This window comes from Microbulbifer variabilis ATCC 700307, from assembly GCF_000380565.1.
GTDB classification, from domain to species: domain Bacteria; phylum Pseudomonadota; class Gammaproteobacteria; order Pseudomonadales; family Cellvibrionaceae; genus Microbulbifer; species Microbulbifer variabilis.
On record NZ_AQYJ01000029.1, the window covers coordinates 724,086 to 749,458 of the forward strand.

Genomic DNA, 25,373 nt, shown 5'->3' on the forward strand with positions numbered 1-25,373 from the left:
TGAGTTAACGTCCTCAAGTGAGCAATGCTCACTGAGGGCGTTATTCTTTGTAGGGTTGAATGTTATCCACTTCCATACTGTAAGCCGCAGTACCGAACTCACTCTCCATTTTTAGTGTTCTTAGTTTCCCTTCTATAGAGAAAGGCTCGTACAGAGCCTCAATTTGAACTCCCTCAGGAAAACGGCCATGGATAACCTGGTTTGGCGGTGGGGGTGGCAGATGAATACAGGCTCCGAAATAGGGCACAAAAAGGAAACGGGAAATCGTTAATTCGTCATTAAATTCAATCGGGACGATAAATCCAGCAATACGTATCTGTTGATTGTCGAACTCTGGTTTTATTCGAGTGGAAGTCAAAGCGGCTTGGTAACGGCTTTCATTTTCAGTCGTAGTGGTAATAGCTGATGTGTTAGGCATTGAGTCGGCAGCCGAGCCTTCAACAATATCATCTATGTATTCTGGTGGGTTGAGTAACGCATCCAGGTCATCTTTCGGGATTAACTCTTCCCAGCTGACTTCGCGATAATTGATACTTACTTGTTTGACTTGAGTATGTTCTGCAACTGGGGGCGAAACTGGACGAGTTTCAATTCGACTGTCACAGGCAGCAGCGAGTAGTGCGGTGGTCAGGGTGCAGGCTGCCGAAAGGGGAGTTCTGTTCATGGCTCGGATTTATTTACTATATAAAATGATGTGATATATCATTATATATCTGTTTGCAAAAATCCATGCTGCAAATGAGGTGCAAGATGAATGCCTTCACTACAAGACCTCAACTTGCTATTGAGGTGGAGCAGTTGCGCTTCGCTTATCGTAAAGGCCCGGCGGTTTTAGAAGTCCCCTATTGGTCGCTACCAGTGGGGGAGCAGGTGTTTTTACGCGGCCGCTCCGGTAGTGGCAAGTCAACGCTGCTGAACCTCCTGGCAGGCATTCTGGTTACAAAATCGGGGAGCCAAAAGGTTCTAGGCCAATCGTTGGGTGAACTGAGTGAGCGCAAGCGGGACCGTTTCAGGGCAAAACACATTGGAGTTGTATTTCAGCGATTTAACTTGATTCCCTATTTGAGTGTGGAGGACAACATTCGTGTCGCCACCCACTTCGCTGGTTTCCGGGGCGATTTTCGAGGCAGGGTTAGGGAGTTGCTAGGGGGGCTGTGTTTGGGAGAAGAGGTTTTACCCAAGAAAGTGGTCCACTTGAGTGTCGGGCAGCAACAGAGAGTGGCAATTGTGCGGGCATTGATCAATGAACCGGAATTGTTACTGGTTGATGAGCCTACATCAGCTTTAGACCCCGAAGCGAGAGATGCATTTGTGCAGCTGTTGATGAATGCTTGTGAGCAAAAGAAATGCACACTGGTTTTTGTCAGTCACGATAGCTCCCTGGAACGACACTTCCCTTTGGTTGCGGATATGCGCGAAATAAATATTGCCTGGAAACTCAGGCCCGATTGGGATACTGCACCGGAGGCGTTGGCCGATGTTTATTAAGCTTGCCTGGCATAGCCTGATGCAGCGTAAGGGAAGTGTATCCCTGGCCGTTTTGTCTGTGGCAGTGAGTTTGATATTAGTGTTGGGTATCGAGCAGTTGCGAAGCCATACTAAAAGCAGCTTTGGTCGTACGGTGTCAGGGGTAGATCTTATTGTTGGAGCGCCCACTGGACAGTTAAATCTATTACTGTACAGCATATTCCATATCGGGAATGCCAGTAACCGTATTTCATGGGAGAGTTACCAGGAATTTGCTAAGCTCACGCAAGTTAATTGGGCTATTCCCCTATCCTTAGGAGATTCACATCAAGGTTATAGAGTGGTGGGAACCTCAACTGGATTTCTCGATCACTATCGGTATCGGAATAAGAGGCCATTGGAGCTTTCAAGTGGCCAGAATTTTGTCGATGCTTTTAGTGTGATATTGGGGGCGGAGGTTGCTCGTGAGCTAGACTACCAACTCGATGACTCCCTAACATTAGCGCACGGCTTGGTTGGAACTCATTTTACTGAGCACGATGAAAATTCATTTGTTGTTAGGGGGATACTCAAACCCACAGGTACTCCAGTAGATCGAGTTCTGTACGTAAGCTTGGCAGGGTTGGAAGCGGTCCACGGCGCTGATGTGGAGCATGATGATCTGGTGCCAGATAACATTACTGCCTTTTTGCTGGGGCTTAATTCCCCAATGGCTACATTCCAGGTGCAGAGAAAAATTAACGAATATTCCAAGGAGCCTCTATTGGCAATATTGCCGGGCATTGCATTATCGGAGCTCTGGCAGATACTGGGAGGTATTGAAAAGATATTATTTTTTGTCTCTGCGATGGTTGTTTTAGCTGCATTACTTGGCTTGTGTATCTTGCTACTTTCTACGATGCGTGAGCGAAGATCAGAGATAGCATTGCTGAGGACTATAGGATCGGGCCCATTGTTTCTATTTTTATTGATCCAGGCTGAGGCACTATTGGTTTTGCTTTTAGGTGCTGTAATCGCAGTTGCAGGGCTTATATTAGGAGTCTGGCTGGTTGAGCCGCTGTTGGCAGATCAGTTTGGAGTTTATCTTGATGGATTTAGTATGGGCGAACATACAATCATGCTTTTGGGGGCAGTGCTTGTTAGTACTTTGATAGTAGCTGCAATACCCGCTATTAGTGCATGTCGGCAGGGTTTAAGAGATAGCCACTGGGTAGGTTGAGCGGATAATTAGGCGCGGTATGGAGTATTTGCCCTCGTGTTTATTTAAAAAGTACGTCCTTTTTTGGCCAGTAGCATCACTAAACTAATCGAAATTGATTGTTCAGTGATGCATTAGGGCTAATCTACTCCCTACTGATTTTCTTGCTCCAAAAGCTTCTTCTTATCAATTTTACCTACAGGGGTAACTGGAAGGCGAGATAATACTTTAAGATGTTCTGGTAGCTTAAAGGTGGCCAGGCCTCTTTCGGTCAGGAAGTTGCGTAACATTTTTAGGGTGGGCGCATTATCTGCACATACAATAGCTGCTCCAACTTGCTCTCCTAGCACTTTATCCGGCAAGGGCATAACAGCTGCTTGTTGAATGCTGGGATGGGCGAGTAGATGCTCTTCAATTTCGTCACATGCAAAAGTTTCCCCGCCCCGATTCACAACATCTTTGAGTCGTCCGGTAACTACAATATTGCCATTGTCCAGAATGCGTACACGATCGCCGCTGCGATAGAAGCCATCTGGGGTAAAAGCGCGTCGGTTGTGTTCTTCTGCACGGTAATAGCCTCTTAGTGTATAGGGGCCGCGAGTGAGCAGCTCTCCTTCTTCTCCGGCTTTCACTTCCTGTCCGTACTCATCGACCACTTTTAGAGTATCGAGGGAACTCATAGGTCTGCCTTGAGTATTGGTGATGGTTTCATCGTTATCTTCGTGATGGGTGTAACAAATCAACCCTTCTGCCATACCGAATACCTGCTGTAGTGCACCGGGAAAAGCAGCTATCGCAGCCTTGGCGTCGGTTGGACTCAGCTTTGATCCACCGACTTGCAGCAAGCGGAGAGAGCTTAAATCAGCATCTTCCCATTCTGTCGCTGCAGTCCAGACCTGAGCCAGTGCTGGGACCAGGGCTGTGGCGGTTACGCCGTAGCGCTCTATCAGCTCGAAGCAGTAGTCCGGGCTTGCATCTTTGGTGAATATTACCTGCCCACCCATGGATAGCGTGCCCAGAATGCCGGGGCAACCCAGTGGAAAATTATGGGCGGCGGGGAGTACTGCCAGGTAGACTTCATCTTTTCCTAAATTACAAGCAGCCGTAGCACAGGTAATGTTGTAACGATAGTCATTGTGGGTGCGTGGTATAAGTTTCGGAAGTCCTGTAGTGCCTCCCGAAACGAGGAATAGAGCTGGGGCCTTGGGGTCTACGGGAACTGGGGTGAAGCCTTGGCACTCTCTTCTGGGCAGGGGAGGCAATGTGTCATTTTCATCAGAGCTGTATATGCCTTGCAAGGTCGGAGATTGCGAAGCAATTTGTTCTATCATGCTGTGACGGCTTTCATCACCTTCAGCTCCTGAAGTGATATAGATACTGGCACCCGAGACCTGTGCAAAATGGTATATTTCATTTTGGCGATGCGCAGGCAAAGCTAATACAGGAACCATTCCCGCTCGAAATAAACCGAGCAGGACTGTAATAAAACTGACCTGGTTGCTCCACTGGAGTATTGCCCGCTCCCCAGCTTTGTAGCCTTGTTCCACCAGGCCTGCGGCAATACTGTCGGCTTCGTTAACCAGTTCAGCGTAAGTTAATTGATCTGATAGATCCCGAACTGCGCATCGGTTGGGAGAATTTTTTGCATTACGTGTGATCAGCTCCCAAATAGGTTGGTTATCCCAAATTCCTTGTTGCTGATAGAAAGCCTCTAGTTCCTTGGGATGAGGCGTGTAACCATTAAGTAAATTATTTTCCATGCTGGTCTCCTGAAATTTTTGAGTGGAGCAGGCGAGTGATTTTTTGAATCTTCTTTGGATTTCTAAATTAAGAATTAACAGTTAGTATTCACGGCTTCAAATTTCTTATTGAGATAAATTTATGTCCGGCGCTTGGCTACAGATTCCTCGCCCTAAACCTAAAGCGGCCATCCGACTTTTGTGCTTGCCTCATGCTGGTGGTACAGCATCACTTTACCGGCCCTGGGCGAAATTATTGCCTGATTCCATAGAATTGGTTCTCGTGTGTTTACCGGGTAGGGAACAACGCTGTAATGAAGCCATGCCCGCAGATATGCAAACTTTAATTGCTTTGTTAAGTAGGGCTATCAAACCTGTCATCGATAAACCCTGGGCTGTATTTGGGCACAGTATGGGGGCTACAGTTGCTCATGAGTTGGCTCTCTCCTTGTATCGCGAAAAATTGCGCGGTCCTGAACACATATTTGTCTCTGCGCGCGAAGCGCCACAATTTCAAAAGAGTGGAAACGTACACCAGTTGAGTGATGAATCTCTGTGCCAACAACTTATTGAACTTGGTGGTACCGCCCCTGAATTATTAGAGATTCCTGAGTTAAGAGCCCTGCTGCTTCCCGCTATACGCCAAGACTATCGCTTGATCGAAACCAGCAAGATGTCCTCGGATCAACTTTTAAACTGCCCGATTACCGCGATGGTAGGGCGGGATGACCCTGAGTTGAGCACCGATGAGGCTCGAGGCTGGCAGCAATGGACAAATTGTGAGTTTCAACTTAACGAATATGCAGGCAATCACTTTTACTTGTCAGACTGTCCTGATCTGGTAGTTGGCCATATTGTTCGCAAACTCCACCTGGCCTAACTTCATGTGAAGTTAAGTTGGCTGTATAAAATTTTTCTGTTTCGTGTAACGCTGTCGAAATCAATTGGTGGGGGAATAGGGCTGTTGAGCGGCTCTATATTCTCCATCGTTCGATAGATTGCGAATCTGTACCTCGCTTAATCCAAGATTGTTACTTTTGATGATGATCGAATTATTTCTCTTTAGTAACAAGTAGCACACACTCTCTCCACCCTGACGCGCAAATCCAAAACAAACATCCCGTTGATTTCGTAAATGATATGTTATAACGTTTCATTATTGATGGGAAGAAGAACAGCTTAGGTGATGGAGTTTCTATGCAAGCAACGAAGCTACCAATGGAGTGTGAAAATCTGAATGAGATCCGCCAAGGTATCGATTCCATTGATCGCGAGATCATCAGGCTGTTGCAGCGGCGTATGGGGTATGTTTTGTCAGCAGCCCAGTTCAAGCCGGATGAAACGAGTATTCCTGCTCCAGACCGGGTTGCGGATATGTTGATTGACCGCCGTCGTTGGGCTGAGAAAGAACAACTTTCCGCAGATTATATAGAGCAGCTTTTTACCGGGATTATTCACTGGTTTATCAATCAGCAAAAGCTGCATTGGCGCGCTGAGCGCGGCTTGCCCGTTGAGGAAGGTGTATGAAGGGCCGATCTAAATATGCTGGCCTGGAAGCCTGTTTGCAGGAAGCCAAGTCCAGGGTAAGCCAGGGACAGCCAGAGGTTCTGGCATCGTTTTCATCTCCATGTCATAGACGCAACCCAATAGGGTTGTTTGCCACCGGTTATCAGCATGAAAGGCTCGCATCCCTATGGGGTGTGCCCTCTAGAGATGAATATTCTGTGAGCTTTGGCTCTGCCTGTGAATTTAGTTGTGCACCTCGGGAATCTTGGTCTGAAATCCAAGCCAATTGGCAAAAATTACTGTCCTCCGCTGTGGTAAGCGGGGGGCATCGGCCGGTTTTGTGCGGTGGGTTTGCTTTTGATTGCCAAAAAGATCCCTCATCGCTGTGGCAAGACTTTCCCTCAGGGGTGCTTACGTTGCCCGAGTTGGCCCTTTACTGTGAAGGGGATCGCAGTTATCTGGTAATGAATTTTATCGTTACCGATCAAACAGACTGCAATCAGACTGCGGAGCGGGTGAAGGCGCGGTGGCAGCATATTTTGTCCCGTAGCTCTGACCTTTCAGCGAATGACAATTTGTTTTCGATGGAGTCTGATTTTAGCCAAAACTATGCAGGCCAGATGGCTTGGCAGCAGCGTGTAGTTGGTGCGGTCGAATCAATCAAGCGCAACGAGTTTCAAAAAGTAGTTCTCGCTCGCTCTGAATCACTGAGCGCGGATTGCTGCCCGGGAAGTATTCTCGGATATTTGCAAGAATCTTACCCCGATGCCTATTTGTTTGCCTTTTCCCGCGGAAAAAGTTGCTTTCTTGGGGCTTCGCCTGAGCGCTTAGCGGCTGGTAAAGACGGGCGTATCAGTACCGTTGCTTTGGCCGGTAGCGCACCTCGGGGAAAAGACCCGGCAACTGATTATAAATTGGGGATATCTCTGCTTGACAGCGAGAAGGACCGATTTGAACACGACCTGGTTGTCCAACATCTCCTTTCTATCTTACGCAAATACTGCCACAACGTAGCGGAACCAGAACCGCCCCAACTCTGCAAATTAAAGCAAATTCAGCATTTGCTTACGCCGCTGGAAGGCTTTGTGAAAGATGGCGTAACTCTATTGGATATCTTATCGGATTTACACCCAAGTGCTGCGGTGGGAGGCCTGCCGAGGAAAAAAGCACTGAAGTATATCCGTGAAAATGAAGGACTGGATCGCGGTTGGTATACCGGACCTGTTGGTTGGCTCAATGCCGAGGGGGAAGGGGAGTTTGCTGTTGCGCTGCGTTCTGCACTTTTCACCCCGGGCAGGGTGACACTATTTGCCGGTTGCGGCCTGGTTGAGGCTTCCCTTCCTACCCACGAATATCGTGAAAGTTGCATCAAAATGCGTGTTATCCGAGACGCAATAAGGAGCGTATCTCTTGTCGCCGAAGCCGCAGAATAAATCAGAGCCAATCAGCCCGGCCAGTTTGTTAAAGGATTTAGTTTGTCAGGCTATTGATGCCGATATTAATGACATTAATCCGCAGGATGACTTAATTGCGTTGGGGCTCAACTCAGTACAAATCATGAGGATTGTTGGCCAATTAAGGCAGAAAAAGATCAAGGTAAAATTTGCTGATCTTATCGCGGTGCCTCGATTGGAAGCCTGGCTTTTTCTACCTCAGTTGGCTATTGGAACTGAAGAAAGTACCAGTGAACATTTATCTGTGCCGGGCGCTTTTGATGAAGGTGCTCCCTTTGATTTGGCACCGATGCAACATGCCTATTGGATTGGGCGAGACCCGAATCAATATTTAGGAGGTGTTGCCGCACACTTTTATCATGAGTTTGATGGCCAGGATGTAGTACCTGATCGATTGGAACAGGCTGTGTGTTCCCTGTTCGAGCGACATGGGATGCTGCGTGTTCAAATCCACGATGATGGTCGACAGCAGATTCCTGCTGAAGTGAGCTGGCCCGGTTTAAAGGTTCATGATTTCAGGCATCAGGCTGCCGCAGAAGCGGAGCAGAGTCTTATCGCTGTTAGGGAGCAACTCTCCCATCGGCAGCTGAATATATCGCAGGGCGAGGTTTTTGATGTTCAGCTCTCATTGTTACCTGCGGAATTAAAAGCTGGCGGCACACGCCTGCATATTAATCTGGATATGGTAGCCGCAGATGCCTTTAGCCTGCGCGTGTTACTGAATGACCTGGCCAAGCTCTACCTGGAACCAGAGCAGTCTCTGGTTCCGTTGAATTACAGTTATCCGCGATACCAGGCTGACCGCAGCGCTCTTCACTCAAAGGAAGAGCGCCGAGCTGAGAAGCAGCAGGCCAAAGAACACTGGCAGGATCGCCTGGCAGATTTGCCCGGCGCTCCTCAATTACCCACTGCGATAGGTACTGAGTCTAAAGACACTCGTCGAGTTGTTCGTCGCCACTATAGTCTGTCTGCTGACCAGAAAAACCAGCTAGCGGAATTTGCGAGCCGTCACGGTATTACTTTGTCCATGACCCTGGCAGCGGCGCTTGCCGAAGTGCTTACGGTCTATAGCGAAGAGTCAGATTTCCTGCTGAATCTCCCCCTGTTCGACCGGGAATCCCTGCACCGGGATGTCAACTCCCTGGTAGGAGACTTTACTTCTTCGATCTTGCTTGCCTGGCAGGGCAGCCAGAGTGGAACCTTTGTTGAGCGTGCACAGCGTTTACAACACAACTTCCGTCAGGATGTAGCGCACGGGAGTTATTCCGGCGTAGAGGTGCTGCGTGACCTCAGCAGGCAACAGGGACAAACGGTGTTTGCGCCGGTTGTCTTTACCAGTGCGCTTGGGTTGGGAGAATTATTTGGCGAGTCAGTTCGCAGTGCCTTTGGAGATGTCAATTGGATTATCTCCCAGGGGCCACAAGTGTGGCTGGACGTACAGGTTATGGAACTCAAAGGTGGCCTGTCCGTAAACTGGGATGCGCGGGAAGCTGCTTTTGCTCCCGGCGTCCTGGATGGCATGTTTGCCGCCTTTACGCAGTTACTGGAATGCCTGATCGGCAGCCCGGAATTCTGGGCCCAGCCGATACCATCGCTGCTGCCAGCGGAGCAAAAGCAGCAGCGCCAGCAGGTTAATTCCACAGCCAAGCCATACCAGCTTCACCAATTACATGAACATTTTTTTAGCAATGCTAAAAACTGCCCTGGAGCAGTGGCTCTCTATTGGAACGGTGATCAAATCCGTTACGGTGAGTTGGCCCACAGTGCTTTGGCGATGGCCGCGTATTTACAGCTTCAAGGTGTTGAGCCCGGTGATTTGGTCGGTATTTTATTACCCAAGGGGCCGGAGCAGATTATTGCAGCCTTGGGCGTATTAGCGGCAGGAGCGGCTTATCTGCCGCTGGGTATAGACCAGCCACCGCTGCGTAGAGAGCGCGTACTCAAGCTTGCCGGAGCCAAGCTGGTTATAGATAACTTGTCTGTGCTCTCCGGTGTCGCGCCTTTATCCCAGCCTGTCGTGGGAGAGGCAAAAGATCTCGCCTATACCATTTTTACCTCTGGCTCCACCGGTGAACCCAAGGGCGTCGAAATAAGTCACGGGAGTGCCTGGAACACCATAGCGGATATTAATGAGCGCTTTTCGGTTAACGAAAATGATCGCGTGCTGGCCGTATCGGCATTGGATTTTGACCTTTCCGTTTACGATATTTTTGGGCTCTTGTCCGCCGGCGGAGCATTGGTATTGGTTGAAGAGGAATCCCGGCGGGATGCTGAGCGCTGGCATCAGCTGGTGTGCCAGCATGGCGTAACGGTTTGGAATACGGTGCCGGCGCTGTTGGATATGCTGCTGACCACGGGTGGTAATACCCCAGCTGGAGAGCTGCGCCTGGTATTAAATTCTGGCGACTGGATCAGCCTCGACCTGCCGGAACGGTTAAAACGAGTGAACCCCGGTTGCCGCTTTATCGCTTTGGGTGGCGCCACTGAAGCTTCTATCTGGTCGAACAGTTTTGAAGTCAAAGAAGTTGATTCCTCTTGGCGATCTATTCCCTATGGTTACCCCTTAGCCAACCAGCAATTCAGAGTGGTGGATGCCTTGGGGCGCGATTGCCCCAACTGGGTGACAGGGGAATTGTGGATCGGTGGTGCTGGCGTTGCTTTGGGGTATCGCGGTGCTCCCGGTATCACCTCAGCCCGTTTTGTGACAGACGAAGGCGAGCGCTGGTACCGCACTGGAGACTTGGGTCGCTACTGGCTGAACGGGTGCCTGGAGTTTTTGGGCCGCGCCGATAACCAGGTCAAGGTGCGCGGACACCGCATTGAACTCGGCGAGATTGAAGCGGCACTAACCGCGCACAAAGGGATTGCGCAGGCGGTGGCACTGCTGACTCAGCGAGGTGTGGTTGCGGTTGTCGTTCTGGAATCCAAATTATCGCAAGGGAATATCAATCCAGAAAAGTGCTTTGTTGATTTGCAGCAGTTGCAGGCACCCTTGAACGACCTGCGGGAGTTCCTGACCCAACGATTGACCAGCGCCATGCTGCCCAGTGAGCTTTGCTGTCTCGCTGAAATACCTCTTACCGCCAATGGCAAAATTGATCGCGGCGGTTTACAGCAGTTTGCCGATGAATCCATAGCGCAACACCAGGCAAAGCAGAACCCACCGCAAGGTAAATTGGAGCAGCAGGTGGCTGCCGTTTGGTGCAAATTCCTCGATGTTGATGATATAGCACGGGATGATAACTTCTTCGCACTTGGGGGTGACTCCCTGTTAGCAACCCGTGTTGTGCGAGACCTGCGCGAGTCTGGCTTTGTAGGTGTCACACTGTCGGAATTGTTTAGCCAGCCCAGCCTGGCCGACTTTGCTGCGACATTAGTTCAAGATCCAACTGAGAACCCACAGCCAAACAAAGGCACTACCGAAATTGTTGCTACACCCTGGCAATCGGATAAGGCCAATCGGTACGCCGCTTTTGAACCTACCGATGTTCAGCGAGCCTATTGGCTGGGAAGGGACCCAGAATTTGTTTTGGGTGGTATTGGTTGTCATTTTTATCGTGAATATGACGTTGTTGATCTCGATCTGGAGCGCTTGGAATCTGCGCTAAATGCGATGATTGACCGCCATGAAATGCTGCGGGCTGTATTCGATAGTGAAGGTCGACAGCGCATCCTTGCCGATGTGCCGAGATTTTCCATCGATGTTACAGAGGTAGACCGCGATCCAGCTTCTGCTTTTGCGCAACTGCGACAGGAGTGCGCGGAGCAGGTGTTTGAGCCCAGCAGGTGGCCACTGTTTGATGTCCGTGCGGTGCGCTGTGGCCGCAATACCCGGTTGGCTATCGGTTTGGATAATTTGATTCTCGATGCCTTCAGTATTCTGCTGTTTTATCGTGAGTTAAATATTCTTTATCAGAGCCCTGAAACTCATCTACGTTCTATCGAACTCTCTTTCCGCGACTATGTGCGCAATGTATTGCCGCAAACTACCGCCGTATTTGATAGTGATCTTGACGAAGGTCCCCTGGCTGCCGCAAAAACATTTTGGCAGCACAAATTATCGGAGCTGCCTCCCGCGCCCCAGCTGCCCATTGTACGGGAGCCGGCATCCATTGAGCGCCCGCACTTTGTGCGTCATCAACAGCATATTGATAAGCGGACCTGGCAAAACCTGGTTGCGCGCGCGGCTGAGCAGGGAATCACGCCTTCGAGCCTGCTTCTAACCGCTTTTGCCGAAGTGCTTAGTCGTTGGAGCAGTCGCCCTGACCTGAGCTTGAACCTTACCCTGTTTGATCGCCGTGAAGTTCACCCGGATATCTATCGAGTGATGGGGGATTTCACCTCCCTGACCCTGGTGGGTTACCGGCCAGAGGCCGGTGACAGCTGGTTGGTGCGAGCGAAAAAAATACAAGGGGAAGTTGGCGCGGCCCTGGAACATCGCGATATTTCCAGTGTTAGCCTGATGCGGGAATTAGCCCGCCGGCAGAGCGACGCGGAAGCCACAATGCCCGTGGTCTTCACCAGCGCACTGGGTATTCCCGGTGGCACAGCGGCACCGGAAAATGGGCCTCTGCGAGAACCTATCTGGGCCCTGACACAAACACCGCAAGTCTGGCTGGATCACCAGGTGGTCGAAGTCGAGGGTGGCGTTTTCTTAAATTGGGATGTTGTCGAAGCGCTTTTCCCAGAGGGGATGTGCGCGGAAATGTTCCAGGCCTATATCGGCTTGCTCCAATGGGCGGGTGACGCTGAATGGGATTCCACACCGCCTGATTTATTACCCAGTGCTCAACGGGAGCTTAGAACTCAGCTTGAAAAGCGTATCGCAATTGACCCAACGGATAATTTGTCACAGCGATTTTTCCAACAGGCAAAAGCGAATCCCGACAATATTGCCTTATATTGGGGAGGTGATAATTCCCTGAGTTATGGTGTCCTGGCAGAGCGTGCTTTGCGCATCGCTGCCTGGTTATTGGAAAGCCAGGTTTCACCTGCCGAGGTGGTGGCCGTTAATCTGCCGAAAGGGCCCGACCAGATTGCCGCTGTTTTGGGGGTGCTCGCAGCGGGAGCTGCTTACTTGCCTATTGGTATCGATCAACCGCAGGCAAGGCGTGAGTCAATGTTGCGCCGTGCTGATGTAAAAGTGGTGCTCGACCAAAGTGCAATTCAACAGGCCGAACAGTTCGCTCCTATAGATGAGCCTATTGCAACAGAACCTGAGCAACTGGCTTATATCATTTTCACTTCCGGCTCTACTGGCGAACCCAAGGGCGTCGAGATCAGTCACGGTGCCGCCTGGAATACCATTGCGGATATCAACGAACGTTTCTCTGTTGATGAAAATGATCGTGTACTGGCCATTTCAGCCCTGGATTTTGACCTCTCTGTTTACGATATTTTCGGACTGCTATCGGTCGGTGGTGCGCTGGTATTGATTGATGAGGAGGACCGGCGGGATGCTGAGCGCTGGTATCAATGGGTATGTCACTACGGCATCACTATCTGGAATACGGTACCGGCACTACTGGATATGTTACTCACTGTCGGTGCCGGTACACCGCCTGGCAATTTGCGTTTGGTATTAAATTCCGGCGATTGGATTGGCCTGGATTTACCCCAGCGATTAAAACAAGTACAGCCCGAATGCCGTTTTATCGCACTGGGTGGCGCCACTGAAGCTGCTATTTGGTCTAACAGTTTTGAAGTTGTAGAAGTCGATCCAAGCTGGCACTCGATCCCGTACGGATACCCCCTGGCCAACCAGAAATTCAGGGTGATGGATACCCAGGGGCGCGACTGCCCTGACTGGACAACGGGAGAGCTGTGGATCGGTGGTGATGGTGTCGCCATGGGATATCGCGGGGCGCCCGAATTGACCGAGGCGCGCTTTGTTACGGTCGATGGTGAGCGCTGGTATCGCACAGGGGATCTTGGACGCTACTGGCCCAATGGATGCCTGGAATTTTTGGGGCGCGTCGATAGCCAGGTCAAGGTCCGTGGCCATCGCATAGAGCTGGGTGAAATTGAAACCGTATTTAATCGTCAGATGTTTGTGCAGCGCGCACTGGTGCTGGCCACAGAACAACAGCTGGTCGCAGCTGTTGTGTTCGCACCCGAATGCCCACCAACGTTTAATACTGATGAATTGCGCGAGTACCTTCGCCACCACCTGCCGTCTTATATGATCCCGGACTTCATTGTGACTTTGCCGGAAATGCCTTTGAGTGCAAACGGCAAATTGGATCGCGCTTCAGTATTAAAACTCGTGAATGCAGTGGAAAAACCGCAACAGGATAAAGTGGGCGAGCTGGCGACAGATAACGAGCACCTGGTAGCCCAGATTTGGCAGGAACTTCTCAACTTGCCAGTGATAAACCGCGATCAAAATTTCTTTGAATTGGGTGGCGATAGTTTATTGGCAACCCGGTTTATCGACCGCCTAAAACAGCAACACCGTTTGCTGCTTCCCCTCAGACGTTTATTTGCCTCTCCGAGACTGGCAGATGTTGCCGGTGCCCTAAGTGCAATGGAACCGCTAGTGGATGTTGATCCCAATATGGTGGAAGAGGGCGTGATATGAGCTTGTTGGCAATTTTATTTTTCAGCGATTGGACGGAGTTTTAACCCCATGACGGCTATGGAACTGATCGACGAATTACAAGGGCTTGGGGTGGAACTCTGGACCGAGTCTGAACAACTGCGCTTTCGCGCGGCCAAAGGCCTGCTGTCGGAGCAGCACAAGCAGAGGCTGCGGGAACACAAGTTACAAATTATCGAAATACTGAGCGCTGCTCAAACGGCCGCTGTTAACGACCAGGACTTGGGAGTGGTGGTTGAGGCCGATAGGGAAAATCGGCATGAACCTTTCCCTTTAAGCGATGTGCAGACCGCCTACCTGTTGGGTCGACAAAATGCATTTGGCTATGGGGGCGTTGCTTGCCACGGTTACCTGGAGCTGGAATACCCGGGATTAAATCCAAAAGGTTTGCAGGAAGCCTGGAACCAACTCATTGAACGTCACCCGATGTTGCGGGCGGTTATCGAGCAGGAGGGATACCAGCGGGTTCTCCCCCAAGTGCCGTACTACGAAATGAAAAGCCAGGACCTCACCGGTTTGGACGAGGACGCCCTGGAACTTGCCTTGGAATCGGTGAGGGATGAACTGGGCCACCGCAACTACACCATTGGTGAGTGGCCGATGTTCGAGCTGCGCCATAGCCGCACAGATAAGGGCCATATAGTGCATTTCTCTATGGATGCACTGATCGCAGACTGGGCCAGTGCGGGCATTTTATTTAATGAGCTCGATCTCCTGCTGTCTCACCCCGGTGCAGCCCTGCCGCCACTGGAGATTGATTTTCGCGATTATCTACTGGCCGAACGAAGTCTATTGGACAGCCAGGGCTACCAAAATGATCGTCGCTATTGGTTGGATCGCCTTGAGCAATTGCCACCCGCACCTGAGTTACCGGTTTTGCCGTCTGCTTCAGAAGCGGAATCTGTACGTTTTAATCGCCACTACTACCGCCTGGACACGACGCATTGGCAGACACTGAGGCAGCGAGCCGGTACTGCCGGCTTAACCGCGTCGGTTGCCGTGCTGGCTGCCTACGGAGCGGTATTGCAGCGGTGGAGCCGCCAGCCATGCTTTAGCCTAAGTCTTACCTTATTGAATCGACTGCCTTTACATCCTCAGGTTAATCAGCTGATCGGTGATTTTACTTCGGTCAGTGTGTTGGCGATTGGTGATTCCAATGGAAAAACCTTTCGAGATTGGGCGGCTGGCATTGGCGAGCAGCTGTTCAGTGATATTGATCACCGCTTGTTCTCCGGTGTGGAAGTACTGCGGGAAATGTCCCGTGCGCGAGGACCCGAGGCCGCATTGATGCCGGTGGTATTTACCAGTGCTATTGGCCTGGGAGATACCGAAAAACCCGCTAGCGGTAGAAAGTCCGGCAGAGGAATTACCCAGACACCGCAAGTCACCCTGGATTGCCAGGTGAGAGATGATGCCGAAGGTCTGGAAATTAACTGGGACGTGCGCCAGGGCGTTTTTCCATCGGGCTTGGTAGAGGATATGTTCGCGGCCTTTACCGGCTTGTTGAATGAGCTTGCCGCTGGCGGCGACGGGCAATGGCTTGGCAAGTCTCCGGTTTCTTTACCCGAGTGGCAGCAACAGGAAAGGCATCAGGTTAATCAAACCGATGGACCTGTTCCTTCAAAGTTATTGCATCAGGGCGTATTTGCACAGGCTGCGGCAACGCCGGAAGCTACCGCCATTATTGATAGCAATGGCAGTGTGAGTTATGGCGACCTGGCGAAAAAAGCGGCGGGTATCGCCAAATCGCTGACCAAAGAAGGTTTCCAGCTAGGTAGCCGCGTAGCCATTGCAATGCCGAAAGGGCGAGAGCAAATAGCGGCGACCCTCGGTGTGCTCCTGGCTGGTGGTATCTATTTGCCATTGGACGCGGCACAACCAGAAATACGGCTTAATAAATTGTTGCTGAGTGCAGAGGTGGAATATGTCCTGACACTCAGCAACCTCGCCAGCCAAATTAAGTGGCCATCAGAAGTGCAGGTGATCAGTGTAGATACCCTGGCACCTGAAGCCGAGATCCCGCTAGCCAGTGATGGTGACCCGGAGCAGCTGGCTTATGTTATCTACACCTCCGGTTCTACCGGCGAGCCAAAAGGTGTGATGATTAATCATCGGGCCGCTTTAAATACGGTGATGGATATTAATCGCCGCTTCGAAGTGAGCCCGGGCGATCGTATTTTGGGCTTGGCCCAACTCAGTTTTGATTTGTCGGTCTACGATATTTTTGGCCCCTTGGCAGCCGGTGCAATTTTGGTGTTGCCTGATCCGGCCCGTGGTGCAGACCCTTCACATTGGGCGGAGGTCATGGATGAGCACCGAGTGACATTGTGGAACTCTGTCCCCGCGCAGTTGCAAATGCTGGCCACCTATCTGGATACAGAGCCTCGGCCGCTGCCCGAATGGCGATTGGCAATGCTATCGGGAGACTGGATTCCGGTTACTTTACCGGAACATATCAGGCGCCATGTGCCAGCACTGGACCTGATCGGCATGGGTGGGGCTACAGAAGCAGCAATCTGGTCCAACTACCACCGTATTGAGCGAGTCGATCCTGCCTGGAGCAGTATTCCCTATGGCGTGCCGCTGACGAACCAGGGTTTCAGGGTGTTGGATAGCCAGTTGCGCGATGCCCCTGTGTGGGTGGCGGGTGAGCTGATGATTACTGGCCTGGGATTGGCCGATGGTTATCTCGGTGATGCGGCCCTATCTGAACAGAAGTTTTTCTCTCACCCGGTGGATGGCCAGCGCCTTTACCGCACTGGCGATTTGGGCCGCTATTTGCCCGGTGGCGAACTCGAATTCCTGGGCCGTGAAGACGGGCAGGTAAAAATTCGCGGACACCGTATCGAACTGGGAGAAGTGGAGTCTGCATTATTGGCCCACCCCGCAGTATCAACAGCAGCGGCGGTAATTGAGAAGAAAGAGGGAGGCTCGAGAGCGGATTTAAATCTGTTGGGCTTTGTAGAAAGTCGTCGCATGGATGATGCCGAGCCGGCGGTTATCGATCCCGAGCTGGTAAATTCAGTGCGTCAGTTTGCGCACTACCAGGCCGGTGAGCCAGAAGCTGTCAGTGTCGGCGATTATGTGCAGGTGCTTGAACAAGCGGCCCTGTTGTCGATGCTTCACGGTTTGATGGGCCTGGGGGTATTTACAGATTGTGAGCGGGGATACAGTGCAGAAGAAATTCTTTCACTAGCGGAAGTCCACGAAAAGCATCACTGGCTGGTGCGTCGTTGGTTGGAGCTTCTCGTTCAGGCAAAACTGCTCAGTTTATCCACTATCAGCGCCGGCGCTGAGGAAAAATATACGCGTACCCAGGCTGTCGACATCTCTGCTGTTGATGAAGCGTGGAAGCGCGTTGAACAGGGAATTGAAAGCGGTTTTTGTAATCGGGAATTCCTGCAATATCACCGGGATCATGTCGAGCTATTACCCCAGTTACTAGCGAATCAACAAAACCCGTTTGAATTGTTGTTCCCCCAGGGCGACCAGCAGGTGGCTTTGTCCCTCTATCGGGACGATCTTATTGCCCGCTATAACAATGCCGCCGTTGCCGCATTAATTAACCGCATTGCCGCCCAGAGCGATAGAGGGTTGACGGTTCTTGAGTTGGGTGCTGGCACAGGGGCTACCAGTGCGTCGGTTATTCCCATGTTGGATGGATATGACGTTGACTATCTATTTACCGACATGACCGCATTTTTCCTGACTGAGGCTCGCCGTCAATTTAAAGAATGGCCTTGGGTGCGGTTTGGATTAATGGATCTCAATACAGACTATCGCGTCCAGGGTTTGGCACCCAATAGTGCAGATGTCATTTTATGTGCTGGGATGCTCAATAGTACCCGAGATCCAGAGGCGGCTATTGCCAGTGCTGTCGAATTGCTGGCGCCCGGGGGCTGGTTAATCCTGACTGAGCCAACGGTGGATCACGCCCATATCTTACTCACTCAGGGTTTTATGATGGACCCCGCTGGTGATGATCGCGCTTGTGGTGTGACCAAGTTCCTGTCTATCGAAAAATGGCAATCGCTGTTAAAAGCCCATGGTGCCGGCCAAGTGCTCTGCCTGCCGGAAGATGAGCATCCTTTGTCGGCTTTTGGTATGAACTTATTGGCCGCGCAGATGAAAACTGATCGGCAATATTTGAGTGCCGGGAAACTGCGGGACTTTTTAGCGAATAGATTGCCCGCGCATATGGTACCCACCCATTTACAAGTTCTCGATCAGCTGCCGCTCACCGCCAATGGCAAAGTCGATCGCAAAATGCTGGCCAGTTGGCGTCCTGCGAACGGAGACGCTCAAGAGGCTGCGCACTCAGAACAGATGGACCCTCTGGAAACGGCGCTTTGCAAACTCTGGGCTAATGCACTGGGCCTCGATAATGTGGGCCGACAGGACAGCTTTTTTGATCTCGGTGGTGACTCGCTGATTATGGCGCGGGTTGCAGGGCGCTTGTTGGAAGAGATTCCCGAGGCAAAATCGTTCACTTACGACGCCTTGTTGCGTCACATGCTCAATGGACCAACGGTTGCTGCATTGGCCAGAGCACTGAGAGTTGAGCCGGGTGCCGTTGCCGACGAGCAGGCAGACGCTGATAGCGACAACCTGGTGGCAACTACCCGCGAGGGCAGCAACTCCTTGATGGTGCCTTTCAGCTATAAAAGCGAGGGTAAAAGGGCATCTAAAGAAGAGGCGCCGGTGCGGATTATGTTCCATGCGGCCCTGGGTACCCTGGATTATTTCCAGCACCTGGGCAAAGCGCTTGCAGCCCAGGATCTGGGCCCGGTCATTGGAATTGCTGTCGCCAATACAGAAACGTATCTGTCCATTGATGCCAAAGAATTAATCGAGCGCACCGCCGATGATTACGCCCAAAGAATCATCGATGAGGGCTATCAGCGTTGCCAGTTAATTGGCTACTGCCTGGGCGGTCTGCTGGCAACGGAAGTTTCGCGGAGATTGCTGGAGCGCGGTGTCGATGTGATTGACCTGAGCCTGATCGACAGTATCCCAATGTTTGTCGATACCGATGAAGAGCTGGCTTTCGAAGCAATTTTCGCCCCCAACCTGAATCTCGACCCGGTAAAAGCGGTATTTGGTGAGCATATCGAGAGTGAAGATATTTCCCGCGCGATCGAGACCTTAATGCAGAAACACAACGGTCGTGTTCCTGCCGGTGCAATGGCAGAACTCGATGGTGATGCCGGGCTTAAAGCGGTAGCGGAAGCCGTGCGGCAACGTTCTCAACTCACCCAGGAACAGCGCCTTGCTGGTTATACCGAGATGGCCTCTGCCCAGGCGGGTGTGCCGGTTGAAGCCGCGATGATACCAGGGCTTTTCAGGGTGTGCCGACACAGTATGCGCGCTGCCTGTTTTGATCTGCCCCCCTATATTGGCGATATGACCTACTTGCGCTGCCAGGAAGAGCAATCCTTCGGTGTCACTGCCGGCGTAGGGCATATGGCTGCGCCTTATTGGCAGGATGTTTGTCTGGGTGATTTTGAATTAATCGATGTTCCGGGCAATCACTTCAGCGTGATGGAGCCGCCGCAGGTTGCCACTGTCGTTGAGCACTTGGCAAAACCCTTACAGCGCGGTAAAGCGGGCAAATAGATGGCTGAGCACATTTCGCCAAAGTCCAACCTGCGGGAACTGATGCGTCCATTTCGTGGCCTCGTGTGGCTGGGGGTGGCGCTCGGTGCCTGTGGCGCGCTCACTTCACTGATTCCTTTTATCGGTATTGTTGAGCTGGCTCGCCTGTTCCTGGCGCCCGATATCAGTGATATCGCCGATGCGATTATTCCCGTTGTATTCGCGATAGTTGCCGGGCTGGCGATGGGGTGGATCTGCACCGTGATCGGTTTGTGGTTAACCCATATTGCGGACCAGCGTATGCAGGCGGAATTGCGACGGGCCCTGGTGCGAAAATTGGGACAGGTGCCCCTGGGTTGGTACAGCGAACACACCTCCGGCGCGGTGCGCAAAGCGGTGCAAGACGACCTCGATGATCTTCACCATATGGTTGCGCATCACCAGGTGGAGTTGGCTGAAGCGTTTGTCCTGCCACTGGCGGGCCTGGGTTATTTAACCTGGCTCGACTGGCGCTTGGCCCTGTTGGCGGTACTCACCCTGCCAGTTTATCTGGTGTCCTACGTCTGGATGATGCGTGGTTTCGGGGAAAAAATGCAGCAGCTGGATAAGGACTTTGCTCGGGTCAGTGCTGCGATTGTCGAATTTGTTCACGGTATTGCGGTGGTCAAGGTTTTCTCGCAAACCGGCCGTGCCCACAAAAATTACCAACAGGCCGTCGAGGATTTCAGTCGCCGTTACACGGGCTGGGTGACACCGCTTGTTCGTTTGGAGGCTGTGACCTCTTTGGCCTTGTCTGTGCCAGTCATTATGTTGGTGAGTTTGTCTGGGGGTGCCTGGCTGGTGGTGAATACAGGCATTCAGCCGATTGATGTTCTCGCAACAACGCTGATCGCCGTGATGATTCCCCAGACTATCCTGACCTTGAGCCAGGGGCTGACGGCCCAGCAAAAAGCCAAAGCGGCCGCAGGCAGGATCGATCAATTATTGGAGGTTGCGCCCCTGGCTGTTACCTCTAAACCCAAAGAGCCCAAAGATGCAGGGCTGCTCTTTAAGCAGGTCAGTTTTGCCTATACCCAGGATCGGCCGGTATTAAGCGATATTACTTTGCGCTGTCACCCCGGCTCGATCACGGCTTTGGTGGGGAGTTCCGGTGCCGGGAAATCCACACTGGCCAAGCTGGTGCCCCGTTTTTATGACGTGACTCAGGGTGCTGTACTCCTGGGGGGCGTCGATGTCCGTGATATTGCTCCAGACAATTTATATCGACATGTGGGTTTTGTACTTCAGGAGATCCAGCTGTTGGCTGGCACTGTGGCAGACAACCTGTGCCTTGGGCGCCCGGATGCCAGTGACCAGGAGATGGAGGATGCGGCGCGCAGTGCCTGCATTCATGAACATATTTTAAGTTTCCCCCAAGGATACCAGGCGGTTATTGGCAAGGATGCCTTTTTTTCTGGTGGAGAAGCGCAGCGCCTAAGTATCGCGCGTACGCTTTTAGCAGATGCCCCTGTGTTGATTTTGGATGAAGCCACTGCCCATGCCGATCCGGAGTCCGAAGCGCAAATTCAGCAGGCGTTATCCTGCCTGGTGCGCAATCGCACGGTACTGGTGATTGCCCATAAGCTGCACACCATCACCGGAGTTGACCAGATTGCGGTCCTGGACGGCGGCCGCTTGGTTGAATGCGGGAGTCACCGGCAACTGTTGGCTGAGGGCAAGCACTACGCGGAATTATGGCGTTTGTACAACAGTGCCGAACAGAGTGAAAAAGCAATGAGTGATGAGGCTCACGTTACTAGCGGGGTCTCATCATGATTCGCAGTTTGCTTGCCATTCTCGGACCTGCGCATCGCCGTGAAGTTGGCATTTATGCGGTATGGCTTCTCGCCTATGGGGTTTTGCAGGGAATCGCGGTGACACTTCTGGTGCCTCTGCTCAGCTCACTGTTGGCCTCTGAGATGCAGGCGGTTGGGTTCTGGTTGATTGCCCTGTTTTCGGTTGTCGCAATTGCCTGTATAGCCCGCTACCAGCAAACCGTTAAAGGGGCGGCACTGGCCATTCTGGTATTGAAAACCCTGCACAATCGCTTGGGTGAACACCTCTCTCGACTTCCCCTTGGTTGGTTCAACCCCGAAAAAGTGGGTCGTGTATCCCGCAGTGCAACCGGGGGCACCTTGATGGTGACCAATATCTTTGCACATCTGCTACCCCCTGTTGTCAGCGGCGTTGTCACTCCGCTTACCGTGGGGGTGGCGATGTTGTGGTTTGACTGGCGCTTGGGGCTGACCGCTTTGTTGTTTGTGCCCCTGATTTATATCGGCCATCGCTGGTCCGCCCAGTGGATAGGCGCCATGGAAACAGAAGTGGATGCTGCCGGTGCTCGCGCAAGTAGCCGGGTGGTGGAGTTTGCCCGCAATCAAGCGGTACTCAGGTCTTTTGGCAAAAATGTCAGCGGTTATCCCCCACTGGAAGAGGCGATTGCCGGGCAAAACAGAGCGGCGGGTTCCATGTTGCGGCAGACCTTCCCCCGCTTGTTTGCCGGTGGATTTATGGTGCAACTCGCCTTTGCCGCAGTGATTGCCGTGGGTATTTGGCTCACGCTCAATCAACAACTTCCCCCTATTGAATTGGTGGCTTTGCTAGCTTTGGCGGCCCGATTTACCGGTCCTCTGGCGGAACTCGCCGGGCGCAGTGGTCTGCTGCGCATGGCCGGTAATGATTTACGCAGACTGGCCGCTATCTTTTTTGAGCAGACGCTACCTGAGCCACCCAGATCTCAGCCTTTTATCGAGCAGGGTGGGTTGGTTGAATTTTCAAATGTGAATTTTAGCTATGAGCCGGGGCAACCGGTATTGAAGGATCTTTCCTTTAGGGTTTCTCCGGGTACAACTACAGCGATAGTCGGTGCATCAGGTTCGGGTAAAACCACCATCACCCGTTTGTTGCTGCGTTTTTTTGATACCGATCAGGGCCAGGTAAAAGTGGGCGGGGTGGATGTGCGGCAACTACGCACAGAAGACCTGATGCGGCAGATCTCTATCGTTATGCAGGATGTGTATCTGTTCAGCGACACCCTGGAAGCGAATATTCGTTTGAGCCGTCCCGAAGCCAGTCAGGAAGAGCTGGAACGTGTGGCGAAACTGGCTGGAGTGGATGAGATTATCGAGCGCTTGCCGCAGGGGTGGCAGACCCAGGTAGGGGAGGGGGGCGCTGCACTTTCCGGTGGCGAACGCCAGCGGGTTTCCATCGCCCGAGCCCTATTAAAAGCCGCACCGATCGTTGTGCTGGATGAAGCGACAGCGGCGCTGGACCCGCGTAATGAAAAATACCTGAACAGCTCCCTGGGGCAGCTACAACAGGGTTCCACTCTTATTGTGATTGCCCATCAATTGTCCACCGTGATGAATGCGGACCAAATTATCGTACTTGATGCAGGTACTGTGGCCGAGACTGGAAATCACCGGGAACTATTATCCCTGCAAAGCCTTTACGCACATTTTTGGCGCCAGCGCAGCCGTGCAACTGGCTGGCAACTGGTTGAGACCGATACGGAGGTAAGCTTGTGACAATTGCGATTTTAGGTGGCTACGGCGATGTGGGCGCAGCCGTGACCGGTTATTTACAGTCACTGGAATTGGGCCCTTTGCGTATCGGTGGTCGCAATGCACATAAACAGCCGCTACCCAGTAATTCAGTTATTTCATATCAGACCGTGGACTACCTGGATGCAGCCTCACTGGATCAGTTTGTGTCCGGTTGTAATGTTCTGATTAATTGCGCAGGACCTTCACATTTAATTGGCGACAGGGTTGCCAGGGCTGCGGCACAAGTGGGGGCAGCCTATATCGATGTTGCTGGCGATGAGGCTCTCTATGAGCAACTCGATTCATCCTATTACCAGAGCCGTGGATTGGTCGCAGTCTTATCTGCTGGCCTACAGCCGGGGCTCAGTAGCCTGCTGCCGCGCTGGCTGGCGGAGCAGGAATTTTCACAAGTAGAGAGGCTGACCAGTTATTTCGGCCTGCGCGATCGGTTTACCGATGTCGCCGCCGATGATTATTTGCAAGGTGCCAACGAACAGCACAGCAAGCCCTTAGCGGCCTGGCGTAAAGGTCGCAGGGTGAATGGTTTGCTGAAGCGCCGCTCCGATGTGGAGCTGCCGTTTTTCCCAGACACAGCCACTGTTCTCCCCTATTTAAACAGTGAAAGCGAGCGTTTGGCCCGGGACTTATCCCTCTCTGAAGGCGATTGGTATAACGCGATTACCGGCTCTCATATCTTGTCGGCATTTAATAGCGCCCATGGTTTGAGCCGCGACGAAGCGCGGGCAGCGCTGTGTCGGGCCAGTGCGCTGGATCTGGCGGGGCGCCACCCTTATGTGGTCATGCTTTTGCAGCTTAACGGTAAATACAACGGGCAAGAGCGCACTCGCACGGCGGCGTTGCGTGGCACTGGCAATGCAGATCTAACAGCAGCGGTAGCCGCGGTTACCACTATGGCTGTACTTCGCGATGAAATCCCAGCGGGTTGTCACTACTGCGCCCAAGTATTGCCGCCGGCATCAGCGATGGAGCGAATGTCGGAGATTGGGGCATTGAGTTTTTTAACCAACCTGGAAACAAGTATTGAAGATATGGTGTGCCTTGAGGAGGGAGCCATTTGAAAAACCTAACACCTCCAACTGCCAATACCGCCCATGAGGCTGGGCTGGCAGCTCTACCCGCTGAGCTGACGGTAGACAGTGGTTTGGCGCAACTGCCTGCTGCAATGCAGAGGCTGGAATTCGTCAGCCTACGGGCGATTATGGAGTTGCTTTCTTCCAGCGGTGCATTGACCGCCGAAAATGCCGGGCGCAGCAGTGACGAAATTATTGATACGCTGGGTGCCGCCTGCCGACACCACTGGCTGGTTCGCCGCTGGCTGGTGGCCCTGGTTGAGCGAGAGTTTTTGAAGCTCAGTAATGGCTACTACTCCTGGGAGCAAATTCCCGAGAGTGCAGCTGGGGCAGATAAATTACCGGAGGCCTACGATGCGTTGGGATTTCCTCCCGAAATGGCTCAGTCTCACCAAAAGCTCCTCACGCATTTGGCGGAACTGGTGCGGGATCAGGTCTCCATTAATCAACTGCTGTTCGAGAATGGAGAAATACTAACCGCATTGGCCGCCTACCAGAACAACTGGTTTACGACTTATCTCAATTATGCGGCGGCAAGCATTGTAAAACAGGCTGTTAAACCCGGTCCTATGTTAAGAGTGCTCGAATTAGGCGGTGGAGCGGGTCTAACTACTGCTGCAATTTTAGATACTCTGGCTGGCAGGCCGATTAATTATCGCTTTACGGATATATCACCTCTATTCACCACCGCTGCCCAGAAGAAATTCCGCAATCACATCGGTTTGCGTTGCAGCCTGCTCGATATCAATGCGGATTTCACCGCGCAGTCAATTCCAGCAGCCAGCACCGACATTGTTGTGGCTGGCAATGTTTTGCACAACGCCGCTCATATTGGTCAGACCCTACAGCGTATTCGTCGTTCTCTGGTCATTGGTGGCTGGCTGTTGTTTAGCGAATCCACTCGGGAAAACCATGCCATGTTAACGGCAATGCAGTTTCTTCTTTCCCCCGCAGAATCGGAGCCTCTGCTGGGGAGTGAAGACCGGAGAGGAGGAACCGACCAGGTGTTTATCGACAACACAGCATGGCAGGAAGAACTGGTTGTGGCCGGCTTTGAAGTTAAGTGCTTCTTACCTTCATCGACATCGCCATTATCGGTCGCGGGTCAGACTCTATTTTTTGCAAAAGCTGTTTAAGGGGC

At 52.1% G+C, this 25,373-nt stretch carries 13 protein-coding genes; 11 read left to right on the forward strand and 2 right to left on the reverse strand.

Annotation, left to right across the window (positions count from 1 at the left end):
- Positions 1 to 40: 40 nt before the first annotated feature.
- Positions 41 to 664, reverse strand: coding sequence for a DUF3299 domain-containing protein (locus G367_RS24665; protein ID WP_020415345.1), 624 nt, complete (start codon positions 662 to 664; stop codon positions 41 to 43).
- Positions 665 to 750: 86 nt separating this feature from the next.
- Between G367_RS24665 and G367_RS24670 the strand changes: the two genes are divergently transcribed.
- Positions 751 to 1,488, forward strand: coding sequence for an ABC transporter ATP-binding protein (locus G367_RS24670; RefSeq protein WP_020415346.1), 738 nt, complete (start codon positions 751 to 753; stop codon positions 1,486 to 1,488).
- On the forward strand, positions 1,478 to 2,686 hold the full coding sequence (locus G367_RS0122065) for an ABC transporter permease (RefSeq protein ID WP_020415347.1): 1,209 nt from the start codon (positions 1,478 to 1,480) through the stop codon (positions 2,684 to 2,686). Before G367_RS24670 ends, G367_RS0122065 begins: the two co-directional genes overlap by 11 nt.
- 131 nt (positions 2,687 to 2,817) lie before the next feature.
- Here the strand turns inward: G367_RS0122065 and G367_RS0122070 are convergent, their stop codons facing one another.
- The gene (locus G367_RS0122070; protein WP_020415348.1) at positions 2,818 to 4,425 is read right to left on the reverse strand and encodes a (2,3-dihydroxybenzoyl)adenylate synthase; all 1,608 of its coding nucleotides are present in this window, start codon (positions 4,423 to 4,425) and stop codon (positions 2,818 to 2,820) included.
- A 121-nt stretch (positions 4,426 to 4,546) separates the two neighbouring features.
- Between G367_RS0122070 and G367_RS24675 the strand changes: the two genes are divergently transcribed.
- The 9 genes from G367_RS24675 (at position 4,547) to G367_RS0122115 (ending at position 25,368) form a co-directional block, all read left to right on the forward strand.
- Positions 4,547 to 5,284: a thioesterase II family protein gene (locus G367_RS24675; protein ID WP_040629229.1), complete on the forward strand. Its 738-nt coding sequence runs from the start codon at positions 4,547 to 4,549 to the stop codon at positions 5,282 to 5,284.
- 317 nt (positions 5,285 to 5,601) lie between these two features.
- Positions 5,602 to 5,931, forward strand: coding sequence for an isochorismate lyase (locus G367_RS0122080; protein ID WP_020415350.1), 330 nt, complete (start codon positions 5,602 to 5,604; stop codon positions 5,929 to 5,931).
- Positions 5,928 to 7,343: an isochorismate synthase gene (locus G367_RS0122085; RefSeq protein WP_020415351.1), complete on the forward strand. Its 1,416-nt coding sequence runs from the start codon at positions 5,928 to 5,930 to the stop codon at positions 7,341 to 7,343. Before G367_RS0122080 ends, G367_RS0122085 begins: the two co-directional genes overlap by 4 nt.
- Positions 7,321 to 13,944, forward strand: a complete 6,624-nt coding sequence (locus G367_RS0122090) for a non-ribosomal peptide synthetase (RefSeq protein WP_020415352.1) — start codon at positions 7,321 to 7,323, stop codon at positions 13,942 to 13,944. Before G367_RS0122085 ends, G367_RS0122090 begins: the two co-directional genes overlap by 23 nt.
- 48 nt (positions 13,945 to 13,992) lie before the next feature.
- Positions 13,993 to 19,578 carry a non-ribosomal peptide synthetase gene (locus G367_RS0122095; protein WP_020415353.1) on the forward strand — a complete coding sequence of 1,862 codons (5,586 nt, stop codon included), beginning with the start codon at positions 13,993 to 13,995 and terminating at the stop codon, positions 19,576 to 19,578.
- Positions 19,579 to 21,372, forward strand: coding sequence for an ABC transporter ATP-binding protein (locus G367_RS0122100; protein WP_020415354.1), 1,794 nt, complete (start codon positions 19,579 to 19,581; stop codon positions 21,370 to 21,372).
- Complete coding sequence (locus G367_RS0122105) at positions 21,369 to 23,123, forward strand: ABC transporter ATP-binding protein (RefSeq protein WP_020415355.1); 1,755 nt, start codon at positions 21,369 to 21,371, stop codon at positions 23,121 to 23,123. Before G367_RS0122100 ends, G367_RS0122105 begins: the two co-directional genes overlap by 4 nt.
- Complete coding sequence (locus G367_RS0122110; RefSeq protein WP_020415356.1) at positions 23,120 to 24,220, forward strand: saccharopine dehydrogenase NADP-binding domain-containing protein; 1,101 nt, start codon at positions 23,120 to 23,122, stop codon at positions 24,218 to 24,220. The genes G367_RS0122105 and G367_RS0122110 overlap by 4 nt, the downstream gene beginning before the upstream one ends.
- Positions 24,217 to 25,368: a class I SAM-dependent methyltransferase gene (locus G367_RS0122115; protein WP_020415357.1), complete on the forward strand. Its 1,152-nt coding sequence runs from the start codon at positions 24,217 to 24,219 to the stop codon at positions 25,366 to 25,368. The genes G367_RS0122110 and G367_RS0122115 overlap by 4 nt, the downstream gene beginning before the upstream one ends.
- Positions 25,369 to 25,373 lie beyond the last annotated feature (5 nt).

What these genes read in the sequence shown, in the direction of transcription:
- G367_RS24665 (WP_020415345.1), bottom strand. Translation starts at nt 664, where the DNA reads ATGAACAGAACTCCCCTTTCGGCAGCCTGCACCCTGACCACCGCACTA.
- G367_RS24670 (WP_020415346.1), top strand. Translation starts at nt 751, where the DNA reads ATGAATGCCTTCACTACAAGACCTCAACTTGCTATTGAGGTGGAGCAG.
- G367_RS0122065 (WP_020415347.1), top strand. Translation starts at nt 1,478, where the DNA reads ATGTTTATTAAGCTTGCCTGGCATAGCCTGATGCAGCGTAAGGGAAGT.
- G367_RS0122070 (WP_020415348.1), bottom strand. Translation starts at nt 4,425, where the DNA reads ATGGAAAATAATTTACTTAATGGTTACACGCCTCATCCCAAGGAACTA.
- G367_RS24675 (WP_040629229.1), top strand. Translation starts at nt 4,547, where the DNA reads ATGTCCGGCGCTTGGCTACAGATTCCTCGCCCTAAACCTAAAGCGGCC.
- G367_RS0122080 (WP_020415350.1), top strand. Translation starts at nt 5,602, where the DNA reads ATGCAAGCAACGAAGCTACCAATGGAGTGTGAAAATCTGAATGAGATC.
- G367_RS0122085 (WP_020415351.1), top strand. Translation starts at nt 5,928, where the DNA reads ATGAAGGGCCGATCTAAATATGCTGGCCTGGAAGCCTGTTTGCAGGAA.
- G367_RS0122095 (WP_020415353.1), top strand. Translation starts at nt 13,993, where the DNA reads ATGACGGCTATGGAACTGATCGACGAATTACAAGGGCTTGGGGTGGAA.
- G367_RS0122100 (WP_020415354.1), top strand. Translation starts at nt 19,579, where the DNA reads ATGGCTGAGCACATTTCGCCAAAGTCCAACCTGCGGGAACTGATGCGT.
- G367_RS0122105 (WP_020415355.1), top strand. Translation starts at nt 21,369, where the DNA reads ATGATTCGCAGTTTGCTTGCCATTCTCGGACCTGCGCATCGCCGTGAA.